The sequence below is a fragment of the Oscillibacter valericigenes genome, assembly GCF_021531435.1.
Lineage (GTDB): Bacteria > Bacillota > Clostridia > Oscillospirales > Oscillospiraceae > Oscillibacter > Oscillibacter valericigenes_B.
In genome coordinates this window covers 24,021-39,191 of sequence record NZ_JAFBIS010000005.1, presented here as the reverse complement: position 1 = coordinate 39,191, position 15,171 = coordinate 24,021, and the positions used below count along the sequence as shown (strand labels likewise).

Annotated in this window: 12 protein-coding genes and 1 pseudogene; 5 read left to right on the top strand and 8 right to left on the bottom strand. The window is 60.5% G+C overall.

The annotated features are described in order from the left end of the window. Positions 1–3 precede the first annotated feature (3 nt). Positions 4–780, top strand: coding sequence for a carbon-nitrogen hydrolase family protein (locus JQM68_RS04165; protein WP_235221661.1), 777 nt, complete (start codon positions 4–6; stop codon positions 778–780). A gap of 65 nt (positions 781–845) precedes the next feature. Here JQM68_RS04165 and ilvD read toward each other — a convergent pair. Further along, a pseudogene (ilvD, locus tag JQM68_RS04160) lies at positions 846–2,459 on the bottom strand (dihydroxy-acid dehydratase); the annotation flags it as partial. Positions 2,460–2,593: 134 nt separating this feature from the next. Here ilvD and JQM68_RS04155 point away from each other — a divergent pair. Further along, entirely contained in the window at positions 2,594–4,090 is a 1,497-nt protein-coding gene (locus tag JQM68_RS04155) for an IS5 family transposase (RefSeq protein ID WP_235221660.1), read from the top strand. A gap of 315 nt (positions 4,091–4,405) precedes the next feature. Here JQM68_RS04155 and JQM68_RS04150 read toward each other — a convergent pair whose 3' ends face one another. The 4 genes from JQM68_RS04150 to JQM68_RS04135 form a co-directional block, all read right to left on the bottom strand. Next, positions 4,406–5,575: a YkvI family membrane protein gene (locus JQM68_RS04150; RefSeq protein ID WP_235221659.1), complete on the bottom strand. Its 1,170-nt coding sequence runs from the start codon at positions 5,573–5,575 to the stop codon at positions 4,406–4,408. 68 nt (positions 5,576–5,643) lie between these two features. Beyond that, positions 5,644–7,059: an FAD-binding oxidoreductase gene (locus tag JQM68_RS04145; RefSeq protein ID WP_235221658.1), complete on the bottom strand. Its 1,416-nt coding sequence runs from the start codon at positions 7,057–7,059 to the stop codon at positions 5,644–5,646. Between the two features lies 1 nt (position 7,060). Beyond that, positions 7,061–8,254, bottom strand: coding sequence for an electron transfer flavoprotein subunit alpha (locus tag JQM68_RS04140; RefSeq protein ID WP_235221657.1), 1,194 nt, complete (start codon positions 8,252–8,254; stop codon positions 7,061–7,063). A gap of 11 nt (positions 8,255–8,265) precedes the next feature. After that, positions 8,266–9,054 carry an electron transfer flavoprotein subunit beta/FixA family protein gene (locus tag JQM68_RS04135; RefSeq protein ID WP_235221656.1) on the bottom strand — a complete coding sequence of 263 codons (789 nt, stop codon included), beginning with the start codon at positions 9,052–9,054 and terminating at the stop codon, positions 8,266–8,268. Positions 9,055–9,304: 250 nt separating this feature from the next. Here JQM68_RS04135 and JQM68_RS04130 point away from each other — a divergent pair, with 250 nt between their 5' ends. Then, positions 9,305–10,852 (top strand): nitrite/sulfite reductase, encoded by a 1,548-nt coding sequence (locus JQM68_RS04130; RefSeq protein ID WP_235221655.1) that lies wholly within the window; start codon positions 9,305–9,307, stop codon positions 10,850–10,852. A 107-nt stretch (positions 10,853–10,959) separates the two neighbouring features. After that, positions 10,960–12,399, top strand: coding sequence for an aminoacyl-histidine dipeptidase (locus JQM68_RS04125; protein WP_235221653.1), 1,440 nt, complete (start codon positions 10,960–10,962; stop codon positions 12,397–12,399). Between the two features lie 36 nt (positions 12,400–12,435). Here the strand turns inward: JQM68_RS04125 and JQM68_RS04120 are convergent, their stop codons facing one another. Beyond that, entirely contained in the window at positions 12,436–13,044 is a 609-nt protein-coding gene (locus JQM68_RS04120) for a DUF308 domain-containing protein (protein ID WP_235221652.1), read from the bottom strand. A 150-nt stretch (positions 13,045–13,194) separates the two neighbouring features. Here JQM68_RS04120 and JQM68_RS04115 point away from each other — a divergent pair, with 150 nt between their 5' ends. Next, positions 13,195–14,172 carry a metal ABC transporter substrate-binding protein gene (locus tag JQM68_RS04115; RefSeq protein ID WP_235221650.1) on the top strand — a complete coding sequence of 326 codons (978 nt, stop codon included), beginning with the start codon at positions 13,195–13,197 and terminating at the stop codon, positions 14,170–14,172. Positions 14,173–14,543: 371 nt separating this feature from the next. Here JQM68_RS04115 and JQM68_RS04110 read toward each other — a convergent pair whose 3' ends face one another. Together JQM68_RS04110 and JQM68_RS04105 are read right to left on the bottom strand one after the other, a co-directional pair. Further along, entirely contained in the window at positions 14,544–14,681 is a 138-nt protein-coding gene (locus JQM68_RS04110) for a hypothetical protein (RefSeq protein ID WP_235221649.1), read from the bottom strand. A gap of 266 nt (positions 14,682–14,947) precedes the next feature. Beyond that, positions 14,948–15,169 (bottom strand): hypothetical protein, encoded by a 222-nt coding sequence (locus JQM68_RS04105; RefSeq protein WP_235221648.1) that lies wholly within the window; start codon positions 15,167–15,169, stop codon positions 14,948–14,950. Positions 15,170–15,171 lie beyond the last annotated feature (2 nt).

The following is a 15,171-nucleotide window of genomic DNA, read 5'->3' as shown; positions in this document are numbered from 1 at the left end:
CTTATGAAGCTGGCCATGGCGCAGATGCGGATGGGTACATCCGTGGAAGAAAACCTGGAGAAAACGCTCCGCCTCATAGAGCAGGCCGAAAAGGGCGGCGCCGACCTCATCTTTTTCCCGGAGGTGCAGCTCTCCCCTTTCTTTCCTCAATATGAAAAAGCAGACGCGGAGCGGTGGGCCATGGCCGCCGACGGGCCGGAGATCACCGCTATCCGGGATGCCTGCCGGAAATTCCGCATCCACGCAAGCCCCAACGTGTACCTGAAACAGGGAAAGAACCGCTACGACGCCTCCCTGATGATCGGTTCTGACGGTGAGATTTTGGGCATCTCCAAAATGGTGCACATCGCCCAGGCCAAGTTTTTCTACGAGCAGGATTACTACACCCCCTCCGACGACGGCTTCAAGGTCTACGACACCCCCTTCGGAAAAATCGGTGTCGTGATCTGCTTTGACCGCCACCTGCCGGACGGTATCCGCTCCTGCGCAAAGCAGGGCGCGGAGCTGGTCATCATCCCCACCGCCAACATTCTGGGCGAGCCGCTGGAGCTTTTTGAATGGGAGGTTCAGGTGCAGGCTTTTCAAAACACGGTGTTCACAGCCATGTGCAACCGGGTCGGTCCGGAGGGCGAGCTGGCCTTTGCGGGCCAGTCCCTGCTGGCCGCTCCCGACGGCGGTCTGCAGTTCAAGGCCGGCGGCGAAGATGAGCTGTACCTTCTGGATGTGCCGCTGGAGGAAGCCCGGCAGACGCGCATCTCCCGCCCCTGGTTAACACTTTGATCCCCTTTTCCCCTCTCAAAAAGGCTCCGCCGCGGAAGCAATTCCGCGGCGGAGCCTTTTGCCGGTTATTCCAGAATGCCGCCCTGGTCGGCGCTTCTGGCGTCCCGGGCGTAGCGGGACAGATAGCCGTCCACCGGGGCAGGCGTATAGTGGAAAGCCTCCCGGCGGCGGGCCAATTCCTCGTCGGAGACCAGCAGGTCGATGCTCCTCTCCACCACGTCGATGACGATTTTGTCCCCGTCCTCGATCAGGGCAATGGGACCGCCGGAGGCGGCCTCCGGGGAGATATGCCCCACGAAGCAGCCGTTGTTGGTGCCGGAGAAGCGGCCGTCGGTGATGAGGGCGGTGCACTTGTTCAGCCCCTGGCCGTACAGCAGCTTCATGGGCTTGAACATCTCCGGCATACCGGGGGCGCCCTTGGGACCGGCGTAGCGGATGACCACCACATGGCCGGGCTTCACCAGCTGTTTGCCGATGGCTTCGTTGGCCTCGTCCTCGCCGGAGAAGCAGATGGCGGTGCCCTCAAAGTGCCGGACTTCCGGGGCGATGGCGGCGGGTTTCGCCACGGCGGTGTCCGGAGCCAGGTTGCCGTGCATGATGGCAAGGCCCGCCAGTGTGGAAAAGGGCTTGTCCAGGGAGGTGATGACCTCCGGGTTTTTCGGATACAGGCTGCGGCAGTTTGCCGCGTTCTCCCCCACCGTGCGGCCCGTGACGCTCATGCAGTCGTTGTACAGAATGAACGCCAGCTGCCGCTGCACCTCCGGGATGCCGCCCGCCTGGTAGAAATCCTCGGCGTCGTAGTCCTTGGAGGCCGGGTTGATGCGGCAGATCAACGGAACTGTGGTGCCGTACTCCTCGAACCAGCCCATGACGGTCTTGGCGGGAATGCCGATCTCATGGGCGATGGCGCAGGTGTGGATGACGCAGTTGGTAGAGCCGCCTGTCGCCAGCAGCACCATAATGGCGTTGCGGATGGACTCCTCCGTGATGATGTCCCGGGCGGTGAGGCCGTTTCGGACCATCTCCACGATGGTCTCGCCGGTCTCCAGGGCGGCACGGGTGCGGGCGTTGTAGACAGCGGGGATGGCGGCAGAGCCGGGCAGACTCATGCCCATGGCCTCCGCCATGCAGCACATGGAGTTGGCGGTGGCCATGTGCTGGCAGGAGCCGATGGTGGGACAGCAGGCGTCCGTCAGCTCCAGCACCTCCTCCCGGGACACCTTGCCGGCCTGGTACATGCCGTAGGCCTCCTCCGAGGAGGTGGAATCCGACTTCCGCTTTCCGCCGAAGGAGGGGCCGCCCAGCATACAGCCGCCTGCCAGGAAGATACAGGGAATGTCCAGCCGGGCGGCGGCCATCAGCATGCCGGGCACCGTCTTGTCGCAGGAGCCCACCAGCACCAGGCCGTCCAGCCGGTGGGCACGGGCCATGATCTCGATGCCGTCCGCCACGATCTCCCGGGAGGGCAGCGAGTAACGGGAACCGCTGTGGGTGGTGCAGACGCCGTCGCAGACGGCGATGCAGCCGAACTCCACCGGGGTGCCCCCTGCCCGGTAGACGCCGTATTTCACCTGCTCGCTCAGCTCCCGCAGGTTTTTGTGACCGGGCACGATGTCCGTGAAGGAATCGCAGATGCCGATGACGGGGCGGGAGAAATCGTCGTCGGAGAAACCGTTGGCCTTATATAGTGCTTACTGAACAGTGGGAAAAAGCTCGGAAACCATTGAAAATACTAGGAAAAACAGGGGTAATACGGTAAAATATCTGCAAAGGGATTCAGAAGTTTGAAAGAAAAAGTTTGCAGGTGATGAAGATGTATCGGCACGAAGATTATGACCAGCTTAAGGTGGAGATGCCCTTTGGGGTCACATTGCGTGAGGATAACCGGTGGGTAATCCTCAGCAAGAAGTTCCCTTGGGAAGAGATTGACCGGGAGTATCAGGAACATTTCAAAAGCAGTGAGGGCCAGGTGGCCATTCCATCTCGCCTGGCCTTCGGGGCACTGTACATCCAGGCCGAGGAAGGCTACACAGATGAACAGACCAGACGAAATATCCAGGAGAACCCGTATCTGCAGTACTTCTGCGGATTTGAGTGCTACACCATGGACTCGCCCTTCGACGCATCCATGATGACACATTTCAGGAAGCGTATTTCTCCTGAGATGATTCAACGGATCAATGATCTGGTTTTTGCGCCAGAAGCAGTTGCCAGCATGGATAACCCCGAGGAAGATGATTCCGTAAATCAGGAAGACCGTGAGGACACTCTCTCGGCACAGCCGACAGAAGAATCTGAGAACCGTGGAACGCTGATTCTTGACGCGACCTGCTGTCCGGCAGATATTCATTATCCGACGGATGTCGGGCTGCTGAACCACGCCCGGGAGCTGGTAGAAAAGATGATCGATTTGCTGTATCCTTCCGCCCGTGATCTGTACCCCGAGAAGCCCCGGACCTATCGCCAGCAGGCTCGGGAAAGATATTTGGCATACACCAAGAAGCGCACCCATACTGTACGAGAAACGCGGATGGTTCTCCGCGGGAATTTGCAATATATCCAGAGGGATATCGGCTACATCGAGAAGATGGTGGCCCACGGCGTGTCCTTATCGCTGTTGGGGGATGACCTTTACAGGAAGCTGTTGGTGATCCAGGAACTCTGCCGCCAACAGTGGGACATGTATGTGCGGAAGAGTCATCAGATAGAAGACCGCATCGTCAGCATCAATCAGCCGCACGTTCGCCCTATTGTGCGCGGTAAAGCGGGATGTCCTACTGAGTTTGGTGCCAAAGTCATAGTAGGTCTTGTGGGTGGTTACGCTTTCCTGATGAAGGCTGACTGGAACAACTACTCTGAGAGCAGAAGTCTGCAGCAGGTCGTTGAGGAATATAAGGAGACCTTTGGCTTCTATCCAAAGACGATTCTGGCAGACCGGGCTTATCCCGGCAGAGAAAATCGGCTTTGGTGCACCTCGCTGGGGATCCGTCTTTCAGGTCCCAGGCTGGGACGGAAGTCGGCAGAGGAGAAGCAGGCAGAAAGCAAACAGATCTACCAGGATGGCTGCGACCGCGTCGTGATTGAGGGAACATTTGGTGTCGTCAAGCGCCGATATAGCTTGGACCGGGTCATGACTCGTTTGCCCGACACTTCCATGACCTCAATTGCGATGGGCTTCTTTGCCGCAAATATGGAGCGCAAACTACGTCTCCTTTTTGCGCCTGACTGCGGTTGGGCTCTGGACTACGATTTTGACCTCGGCGAGCTGGTCATTTTTCCGAGATTTCCAAATGTTCCAGCCATTCAGTAGACCCTATATAGGGTGCGGCAGGAGATCATGCTGTCCGGCATAAAGGTGCCGCTTTGGAATTTCTTTTGCATGGATAAACACTTCCCTTTCAGATTTGAAATTTCAGATCGTCGATAAATTCGGAAGCCTTGCACAACGGGAAGGAAGAAAGTTACGAAAGAAACCCAGGAGGGGTGTCTTTCGTTTTTAATCATAAGTTTTTCTGAGTTTGAAAAGCTCAGAAAAACTTGCAGCAGCTTGTCGAAAATCATTTTCGACAAGCTGACACGGCGCAGGGGGTGTCCCTGCGCCGTGTAACAGTTCAGGCGAAAAAGCTTACTGCTTCTGCTCCACCTTGCCGAAGGGTCCGACGTGCAGCATGGACAGCACGAAGGGGATCATCACGGAGATGAAGCCGGCGTAGCCGAGATACGCATAGCCCCTCTTGACGATGGCCATGAGGCCCACCTGGGAAATGGCCCAAACGCCGACGGTGAACACCAGCGCGGCAATGGCGGCGCGGATCATGTGGCCCTGGGCCCGCTTGCTCTCGTCCATACGGCGCTCCACGGCGTTGACGGTGCGGGTGACGATACCGGCGATCATGTTCACGCCGGTGGACACGGCGCCCAGGATGATGAGGATGGAGATGATGGGCGTCAGGATACCGGCGCCCACGCCGTTCTGCACGAACACCAGCATGGGAACGGAGGCGCCTTCCAGCTCCGGCTTGAAGGCGATGGCCAGCATGCCGATGATGGAGAGCATCATGGCGATGAAGTTGCACAGGAACATGTACAGGGCGGCACGGTCCACCTGCTTGACGTCCGTCAGAGGCTCGGTGTGCTGGTACATCAGTCCGATGGAGGGCAGCTGGAACGCAAAATACAGGATGGCGCTCTTCAATGCGGCGCCGAACAGTCCGCTCTCGCTGGAGCTGACGGGCAGCTCGCCGGCGGCCATCCGGCCGATGGACTCGGTGATGGTGCCGAACTGGACGATGATGTTGGGAACCAGCACCACCACCAGGCCGATGATGATGAGCACAGACAGCGTGGAGGCGCATTTCCGCACGATGTTGGTGCCGTACAGGGAGATGATGAAGATGAACGCGCCCACCACCAGGGTGCACAGCCAGTAGGGAATACCGAACAGGCTGTTCAGGGTGGAGCCGCCGGTGGCGAAGGCCGCGGAGGTGGCGGTGGCGATCAGGATCAGGTAGGTGATCTCATACAGGTTGGAGAACAGCACCTTGTACTTGCCGTAGAAGCTGTCGCCAAAGGCGCGGTAGTCGTAGGTCTTGTGCAGGAACGCGTAGCGCAGGCCGTACCAGAAGAAGAAGGCCAGCAGGAACTGGGACAGCAGGGGCAGGAACAGTCCCCAGATACCGTAGTTGATGAAGTAGGAGTAGATCTGTGCGCCGGAGGCGAAGCCGCCGCCGAATTGGGTGGTGAAGGCCACGAAAGCCACGCCCACTGCCAGGGGCATTTTGTTCTTGTCTACCATAGTGCGGATACCTCTTTCTCTATTCTCAAATGTGCCGGTATATTGATTTTCCCAGAGGGAGAAAATCCTCAGTCAAAAGTGATCATCTTGCCGGGGTTCAGAATCAGCTTGGGGTCGAAGGCCAGCTTGATATTTCGGTAGAGCTGGTACATCTCATCGCCGATGAAGGGCTTCAGGAATTCCAGACGGCCATTGCCAATGCCGTGCTCGCCGGAAAGCTGGCCGCCCAGCTCCTTGCTCTTGGCGTACAGTTCCACAAGGCAGGCGTGGGTGGCGGATTTCCACTCCTCATCAGTCATGCCGGGCTGACGCAGCATCTCGGTGTGAATGTTGCCGTCACCGGCGTGGCCGCAGGGCTCCACCACCACGCCATGGGACAGGCAGATGCTCTTGGCGGCCTTCACGAACTCCGCGATCCTGGACCGGGGCACCACCACGTCGCACTCCTCCTGGCCCACGGAGTCGGCTTTCATGCCCTCCAGAATGGCGGCGCGGACGGACCAGACGGAGCCGATGCGCTCCGGCGTGTCCGCCAGGGCCACGTCCAGGGCCCCGGCCTCCAGAGCGGCGGCTGCGGCGGCGTCACAGCACTGGGTCAGCTCCTCCCGGGAGGATGCGTCATACATAACGATGAGGACAGCGGCGCCCTCCCGGACCGGCAGCAGCTTGTGGAGGTTCCGCTCCACGATGTCGATGAGCTCCCGCTCCAGGAACTCCACGGCGGTAGGCACGAAGGGCAGGCGCAGCAGCACGGGTACGCAGTCGATGCACTTCTCCAGGCTGTCAAAGGGGATGACCAGGGTGCAGGTGCAGTTGGGGGCGGGGATCAGCTTCAGCGTCACCTCCGTGCAGACGCACAGGATGCCCTCGGAGCCCACCACCAGGTCCTTCACGTCAAAGCCGGTGGTGTTTTTCACCACGTTGGAGGAGAAATGGACGATGTCGCCGTTGGGCATAACGGCCTCGATGCAGCGGACGTAATCCCGGGTCACACCGTAGCGCACCGCCCGCATGCCGCCGGCGTTGGTGATGATGGAGCCGCCGATGGAGGCGGTCTTTTCGCCGGGGTCGGGAGGATAGAACAAGCCCACTTCCGCCGCTGCCGCGGCCACCTCGGAAATGAGGGCGCCGGGCTGGGCGGTGACGGTCATGTTCTGGGTGTCCACCGGGAAGATCTTGTTCATCTTCATCAGGGACAGCATGATGCCGCCGTATTTGCAGTTTGCACCGCCGGCCAGACCCGTGCCCGCGCCCCGGGCCACCACGGGGATGTTCTGCCCGTAGGCGTACTTCATAATGGCGGAGACCTCTTCCTTCGTCAGGACCTCCACGTACAGCTCCGGCGGGAACACGCCGTACTCCGGCATCTCGTCGTGGTAAAACTCCTTGGCGATGGCCTCCCCTACCCAGACGCGGGAGGGGTCGGTGACTGAGCGGATGTACGCGAAATCCTGCTCGTCCATTTTCTTATAGGGATAAGGCATATCACTCAGCCTCCTTTGCTGCCTTGATGCGGGCGATGAGCTCCGGGACCACCTGGTACAGGTCGTCCACGATGCGGTAGTGGGCGATGCGGAAGATCTGGGCCTCCGGATCGGTGTTGATGGCCACGATGGTCTGGGCGGTATTCATGCAGGCGGTAAACTGCACCGCGCCGGAGACGCCGCAGGTGATGATGAGCTTGGGCTTGACCGTCCGGCCGGAGAGACCGATCTGGTGGGCGGCGTCGCCGAAGCCGCCCTCCACCATGGGACGGGTGAAGCAGAGCTGTCCGCCCAGGAGGGTTGCCAGCTCCCGCACTATCTCCACATCCTTGGCGGTCTTGACGCCCCGTCCGGCCACCACCAGCACATCCTCTTCCTCGATGGACTTCGTCCGGGTAATGGCGGCCCGCTCCACGATGGAGATGCCGGAGCGGACCATCAGCTCCGTGGCGTCGCAGACGGTGACCTTCCCGGTGGGATCAGGCACCTTTTTCGCCTTGTCCATCACCTTGTAGCGGACGGTGGCGAACTGGGGCCGGGAGTTGGAAATGACGATCTGGGCCATGATGTTGCCGCCGAAGGCGGGACGAATTTGAACCAGGTCGGTGTTGTCCTTCATCTGGAGCTCCGTGCAGTCGGCGGTCAGGCCGGTGTGGAACCGAGTGGAGAGCCGGGGCGCCAGGGAGCGGCCGCAGGCCGTGGCGCCGATGAGCACGCAGGAGGGGGAAATGGCGGAGATGCAGTCCGCCACGGCGTCGGAGTAGCAGTCGGCCTTGAAGCCCTCAAAGCCGGGATGCTCGTAGACGAACACCTCTTTCACGCCGTAGGGCAGCAGCTTTTCCGCGTTTTCTTTCGTTCCGGCGCCGCCCACCATGACGCAGTTCACATCGTAGCCCACGTTGGCGGCCAGCTTCCGGGCCTCACCGATGAGTTCGTAGACCACTGGGTGCACGGCGCCGTTTTCCTGCTCGGCATAGACCAAGATGTCCCTCCACTTCTCCTTGTCGAAAGACTTGGCCACCTGCTCGAACCGGATGGCCCGCTGGGGGCAGGTCTTGACGCAGACGGAGCACATCCGGCACTTTTCGTTGGCGGTGATGCCGTCCTTCTCCATCTGGAGCGCCCCGAAGGGGCATTTTTCAATGCATTGCCCGCAGAGGTCACAGCGGGACATGTCAAATTTCAGAAATTCCATCCTGCCCCTCCTCAGAAGTACTTGGCGGCGGCCAACAGGTCAAAGAGCTGGCCGGCCTTCTCGGCGGCGGTACCCTCCAGGGTGACGCTGCCGGCGCCGGCGGGAGGCGGGAAGATGCGCTCCACCGTGGTAGGAGAGCCCACCAGACCGAAGCGGGTCATGTCAGGGTCCGGGAGGTCTTGACAGGAAACCATTCGAATCGGCTTAGCGGCGGCCTCCGCCTTGCGGCGGTAGGAGGGCAGCCGGGGCACGCAAATATCCTTGTCCACCGTGATGAGGCAGGGATACTTCATCTCGCTGATCTGGAACACGCTGGCCAGGTCCTGCCGAACCTGGATGCGCTTTTCATTGACGTCGGTGATGGCGTTGACCCAGGCGGCATGGGGCAGGTGGAGGTGCTCCGCGATGGCGGGGCCGATCTGGGCGGTGTCGCCGTCGGTGGTCTGGCGGCCGCAGATGATGAGGTCCGCGCCGCCCAGCAGCCGGATGCCCCGGGAGAGCGTATAAGAGGTCGCCAGCACATCCGACCCGGCGAATTTGCGGTCGGAGAGGATAACGGCGTCATCCGCGCCCATCATGTAGGCGTCCCGGATCATGGTCTCCGTCTGCTGGGGGCCCATGGTCAGCACCGTGACGGTGCCGCCGATCTGGTCCCGGATGCGCAGGGCGCACTCCAGGGCAAACAGGTCAAAGGGATTGGTGCGGGTGGCAGCTCCCATCCGCTTGAGGTTTCCGGTCTCCTCGTCGATCTCCACCTTGGAGCTCAAAGGGACCTGCTTCATACACACGATGATCTTCATTGCATCATACCTTTCAGATATCCGGCAGCGTTGTTTTAACGCTTTAAAGCGCCATGTTTCGTGCTTTAAAGCAGTATAACATCTCGGTTGAAAAATGTCCAGACTTTTGTCAAAATCTGTTGGAATTTTGTGACAGGCCATTTTTCCGGGCATGGGTTGCGCGGGAAAACAGGGTGTGATAAAATATTTCGCGATAAACGGCACAGTGACCACATAAAAATATTCGGAGAGACAGAGAGGAGACGCTCCTATGCATACCATCGATCCTCAGAGCTGGAAACAGGACATGCCGGAATTCCGGGCCAAGACCGCCGCGTTTTACGCCGGAGAGCTGGACAAGGCCGCCTATAAGGGCTTTTCCGGGCTGTACGGCAGCTACGCCCAGAAGGGCGGTCAGGCCAGTATGCTTCGCCTGCGGATGACCGCCGGACGGGTGACGAAGGAAAAGCTGGCGTTCACCGTCAGGGCCATCCGGGAGCATGACGTGCCCCGGGCCCATTTCACCACCTGCCAGACCATTCAGCTCCACGATCTGCAGCAGGACGATGTCTGCGACATCATGGAAAAAGCCCTGGACGCGGGCATCGTCACCATGGGCGGCGGCGGGGACTTCCCCCGGAACGTGATGTGCTCTCCCCTCTCCGGCGTGGAGCAGGGTGAGTATTTTGACGTGCTGCCCTGGGCGGAGGCCGCCGGGGACTACCTCATGCACTTCATCAAGGCGGAGAAGATGCCCCGGAAGCTGAAGGTGGGCTTCTCCAACTCCCCCGCCAACGTGACCCACGCCACCTACCGGGACCTGGGCTTCGTGGCCCGGCCTGACGGGAAATTCGACGTGTACAGCGCCGGGGGCCTTGGCAACAACCCCCGCTTCGGCGTAAAGGTGGCCGAGGCGGTGGAGCCGGGCAAAATTCTCTACTATATCAAGGCCATGTGGCTGACCTTCCGGGCCTACGGCAACTATGAGAACCGGGGCAAGGCCCGCACCCGCTATATGCAGGACATCTGCGGCGGCCCCGAGGGCTACGCGAAAGCCTACAACGAGAAGCTGGCGGAGGTGCTGGCCTCCGGTGAGGACCTGAACCTGGCTGTGGAACCCCGCCCCGTCACCAAGTCCGGCGACGGCGTAGTGGTGGGCGGCCCCCGTGTCATCCCCCAGAAGCAGGAGGGCCTGTACACCGTGGAGTGGCACCCCATCGGCGGCCAGCCGGAGCTGGAGACCCTGTGCGCTCTCAGCGACGCCCTGGCGGACATCCCCGAGGCGGAGATGCGGCTGAGTCCCGACGAGACCGCGTTCATCATCAACCTCACCGGCAGTGAGGCGGAGAAAGTGCTGGCCCTGACGGCCTGCGGCGCCGAGAGCGTCTTTGAAACCTCCGTCAGCTGCATCGGCGGCCAGACCTGCCAGGTGGGCACTCGGGATTCCCAGGGCCTGCTGCGCTCCTGCGTGGCGGCGGTACGGGAGGCCAAACTGCCCGACGGCGCCCTGCCCCGCATTCACATCTCCGGCTGCCCCTCCTCCTGCGGCACCCACCAGACCGGGGCCATGGGCTTCCGGGGCGCTTCCAAGCTGGTAGACGGCAAGCCCCAGGCGGCCTTTACCTTCTTCCTGGGCGGCGAGGCGCGCCAGGGCCAGGAGGCCATGGGCCGGGAGCTGGGTGTGATGCTGGAGGCAGACATCCCGGCATTCCTGGTGGAACTGGGCAAAACCGTTGCGGCCAGCGGCAGGGACTTCTTCGCCTGGCGGCAGGCGGAGCCGGAGGGCGTGGAGCGCATTGCCGCGCCCTACCTCGCGTGAGCCCGCTTTCCCCCATCTGACATTTTACGCAAAGGGCCGCGCATGAAGCGCCCATCCTGCGGTATACTCTTACCGTATACCGATGCAGCGGCAAAGGAGTGACTGATATGTCCGTACTGGACCAACTGGAGCCGAAAAAGGTCTTCCGATATTTTGAGCAGATCTGCGCCATCCCCCACGGCTCCCGGAACACGAAAGCCATCAGCGATTGGTGCGTGAATTTTGCCCGGGAACGGGGCCTGGAGTGGTATCAGGACAGCGCCAACAACGTCATCCTGATCCAGGAGGCCACCCCCGGCTATGAGGCGGCGGAGCCTGTCATCCTCCAGGGACACCTGGACATGGTATGTGAAAAGGAACCCGGCTGTCCTAAGGACATGGAGCGGGAGGGCCTTGACCTGGCGGTGGAGGGCGATACCGTCTTCGCCCGGGGCACCACCCTGGGCGGCGACGACGGCATCGCCGCGGCCATGGCGCTGGCCATCCTGGACGACGCGTCCATCCCCCACCCCCGGCTGGAGGTGGTGCTGACCACCGACGAGGAGATCGGAATGCTGGGCGCGGCGGCGCTGGACGTCTCCCCCCTCAAGGGTCGGCAGCTCATCAATCTGGATTCCGAGGCGGAAGGCGTCTTCACCGTGGGCTGCGCCGGCGGCAGCCTGACGAAATGCACCCTCCCTGTGACCCGCGCGCCCTTTGCGGGAACAGCCCTGCATCTGACGGTCTCCGGTCTCACCGGCGGCCATTCCGGGGCCGAGATTCACAAGGGCCGGGCCAACGCCGACATGCTGCTGGGCCGCCTGCTGCGGGCGATGGCAGCGGCGACGGAGCTGCGGCTGGTATCCGCCTCCGGCGGTGCCAAGGACAACGCGATCCCCGTGGCGGCGGAGGCCGTGGCAGTGGTGTCGGACGCGGACGCGGCCCGGACCGCTTTCGCAGCGCTGGCGGCACAGCTGAAAAAAGAATACCGGGTCACGGACCCGGCGCTGGAGGCATCGGTGGCCGACGCGGAAACAGCGGAATTGCCCATGGACGGGGATCCCACCCGGCGGGCGCTGTGCCTTCTGACCTGCGCCCCCAACGGTGTCCAGGAGATGAGCCGGGAGATTGAAGGGTTGGTGCAAACCTCTTTGAATCTGGGCATTTTGAAAACGGAGGCCGGCGAGATCAGCACGGCCTTCTGCGTCCGCAGCTCGGTCGCCAGCCAAAAGGATATGCTCCACGACCGCCTGCGGTGCCTGACAGAGGCCTTGGACGGTACGGTGGACATCTCCGGTGACTACCCCGCCTGGGAGTATCGGCCGGATTCCGCCCTGCGGGAGCGGATGACGGAGGTTTTCCGGGAGCAGTACGGCCGCGAGCCCAAAATCGAGGCCATCCACGCCGGCGTAGAGTGCGGCCTGCTGTGCGGCAAGCTGCCGGATCTGGACTGCGTGTCCATCGGGCCGGACCTGGAGGAGATCCACACCCCCCGGGAGCGGATGAGCGTGGCCTCCGTCCAACGGGTCTGGGCCTTCGTGCTGGAAGTGCTGAAACGGTCCAAATAAAAAACAGGAGCGGCTCACGCCGCTCCTGTTTTTTATTTATTCGTCCTTCACGTCCCGGTATTCCACATCCACCGCGTCCCGCTTGGCGTTGGAGTCCTTTTCCGCCTGGCGGACGGCCTTGCTCACCTGTCCGGTGATCCAAAGGTCGCTGATGCCGTCATACAGCAGGAAGGCACCCAGCAGACGCACCACCGTGGTAAAAGCCTTAAAGGGGCAGATGACCAGAACGACGCCCAGCACCAGCGTTACCAGGCCCAAAAGCCCAGCTGCCGTCCAGCGGGACGAGCCGTTTTTCCGAATGGTCATGGCATCGCTCACGTCGCTGAAGCCGTGGAAGCAGATCAGCACACCCACGATGCGGGGAATGACCACCGTCACCAGCGTGGGCTGGGACATCAGCCAAAGGCCCACCGCAGCCAGGATCACGCCTACGCCGAGGTGCAGGGCGGCGTACAGGCTGCCGTCCCGGTGGCGCAGGAACTCGATCACATCTCCCAGCCCGCACAGCAGCAGGATCAGCCCCAGCGCAAAGCACAGCACGCTGGTGGAAAGCTCCGGCCAGAGCAGCAGCACCAGACCCAGCAGGGCATACAGCGCAGCGGACAGCAAGGCGTTGGTTTTCATCCGTTTCAGCAAATCACTCATGGATATTCCCTCCATTTCAACACATCCTGCCCTTAGTATACACGTTTTCACAGATTTGTGAAGTCCTCATTTGCGGCTCTTGCATTTTCCGGTTGGGCGTGGTATGATGGAAAACCGAAAATCATTCTCAAATTGAAGGAGCGAACCCCTGTGAAAAAACCGCTGCCCCTGCTGCTGTCCATCTGCCTGCTGCTGACCGCCTGCGGCCAGGCGGCCCCGGAGCCGGAATCCGGCCGCTTGAAAATCGTGACCACTGTATTCCCGGCCTATGACTTTGCCCGGGCCGCCGCCGGAGGGCTGGCGGATGTGGAGCTGCTGCTTCCACCGGGTACGGAAAGTCACTCTTACGAGCCCACTCCGGCGGATATTCTGGCGGTGCAGGACTGCGACCTGTTCATCTATCTGGGCGGCGAGTCGGATACCTGGGTGGAGACCATCCTCTCCGCCATCGAGCCACGGGGAGAACAGCTCCGCATGATCGACTGCGTTCCCCTGCTGGAAGAAGAACTTGTGGAGGGCATGCAGGCCGAGATCGGCCATGACCATGAGCACGGCCATGACGATGAGGAGGGGCACCACGACCACGGCGAGGGCGAGGTGACGGGCCTGGACGAGCACGTCTGGACCGATCCGGCCAACGCCGCCGCCATCACCCGGATCGTCGGGGAGCGGTTGGCTGCAATGGACAAAACCAACGGGGCTTCCTACCGGGCCGCCGCCGAGGGCTACGCGGAGCAGCTGGACGCTCTGGACCGGGAATTCGAGGACTTTTTTGCGGCGGACCGGGGCCCCATGGTGTTTGGCGACCGCTTCCCTCTCCGCTACTTCGCGGCGGCCTACGGCGTGGAATATTACGCGGCCTTCCCCGGCTGCGGCACCCAGACGGAGCCGTCGGCGGCCACCATCGCCTTTCTGACGGAAAAAGTGCGCCAGGAACAACTCCCGGTGGTGTGGTATATTGAGTTCTCCAACCATTTAGTTGCCGACAGCATCGCCGAGGCAGCGGGCACGGAGACGGCCATGTTCCACTCCTGCCACAATGTCTCCCGCCAGGACTTGGAGGGCGGCGCCACCTACCTGTCGCTGATGGAGAAAAATCTGCAAACACTGCAAACCTATATGGGATAATAAATCGCAAAAAGGACACCGGCAGGTGTCCTTTTTGCATTTTACTCCGGATATTTTCGTTTCCTGACCCAAATCACAACCCAGCGGAGCGGTTGTGATTTGGAAAGGAGGAGCGACGGAATGCGTGAGAGATGACGTTTGCTTTGAAAAAGAAAACGTCGTCGCGAACGATATGCAGTCCGCGACGACGTGGCGCGGAAGGAGGGATTTGAATTTTAAACGATGCGAAAAATGCTGTAAAATACGGTTAAAGAAAAGTAGTGTTTTCAACGCCTTCGTGGATTATCTGTAAAATGCCGTAAAACGTTGAAAAAGCTGTAAGGGGTAAAAGTTGGGGTAAAAATGAGGACCCCTGTTCTTCCTCTTACAGGTCACTTTTCGATACTTCCGCACAGACAGCGGGCCAGGGTGGCGGCGCTGATGTAGCCCCCCTTCATGATGGGGAAATGCCTCCGGATGGTGCGGCTGTCAACCATTCCTGTGAATTCACGGACCTGGGATACCGTCAAAACCTGTTTCCCTCCGGTGAATTTCAGAATCTGTTCCAGGTTGTCCCTGTATGCTGGGTGTTCTATTGTATCACCTCCAATCTTACGCAGAAACACCGCCACACACGTACTTGCGTATGACGGCATTTCTGCTTTTATGGTCGTTCACAGTACAGCACAGCTCACGCTTGCAAAATGAGTTGTGTAAATTATAATCGCACGTATGCATGGAAAAGGCCAGTGCATAAGCGATTTATCGCAACTTTTTTTGGCGATATAATAATATATTACGCTGTTTTCTGGTTCTGTTCTCTCAGGGCGCAATTTACAGCGTCCATATCATCGCTCATGCGGTCCAGGTAGTCCATGACGCCCAAAATAGCGGTTTCAGAGTTAGGACCTGCCCCAACCTCCTGCATGGTAATTACGATGCTGTCCAGGATGGCGGCTGCACGGGCCATTCCTTCCCGTAATTCCGCAAGTTTTTCATTAATTTCAGACATTCCCATAT

Excerpts from the sequence above, each read along its gene's own strand:
- JQM68_RS04165 (WP_235221661.1), top strand. The coding sequence starts at position 4 with ATGAAGCTGGCCATGGCGCAGATGCGGATGGGTACATCCGTGGAAGAA.
- JQM68_RS04155 (WP_235221660.1), top strand. The coding sequence starts at position 2,594 with ATGTATCGGCACGAAGATTATGACCAGCTTAAGGTGGAGATGCCCTTT.
- JQM68_RS04150 (WP_235221659.1), bottom strand. The coding sequence starts at position 5,575 with ATGGTAGACAAGAACAAAATGCCCCTGGCAGTGGGCGTGGCTTTCGTG.
- JQM68_RS04145 (WP_235221658.1), bottom strand. The coding sequence starts at position 7,059 with ATGCCTTATCCCTATAAGAAAATGGACGAGCAGGATTTCGCGTACATC.
- JQM68_RS04140 (WP_235221657.1), bottom strand. The coding sequence starts at position 8,254 with ATGGAATTTCTGAAATTTGACATGTCCCGCTGTGACCTCTGCGGGCAA.
- JQM68_RS04135 (WP_235221656.1), bottom strand. The coding sequence starts at position 9,054 with ATGAAGATCATCGTGTGTATGAAGCAGGTCCCTTTGAGCTCCAAGGTG.
- JQM68_RS04130 (WP_235221655.1), top strand. The coding sequence starts at position 9,305 with ATGCATACCATCGATCCTCAGAGCTGGAAACAGGACATGCCGGAATTC.
- JQM68_RS04125 (WP_235221653.1), top strand. The coding sequence starts at position 10,960 with ATGTCCGTACTGGACCAACTGGAGCCGAAAAAGGTCTTCCGATATTTT.
- JQM68_RS04120 (WP_235221652.1), bottom strand. The coding sequence starts at position 13,044 with ATGAGTGATTTGCTGAAACGGATGAAAACCAACGCCTTGCTGTCCGCT.
- JQM68_RS04105 (WP_235221648.1), bottom strand. The coding sequence starts at position 15,169 with ATGGGAATGTCTGAAATTAATGAAAAACTTGCGGAATTACGGGAAGGA.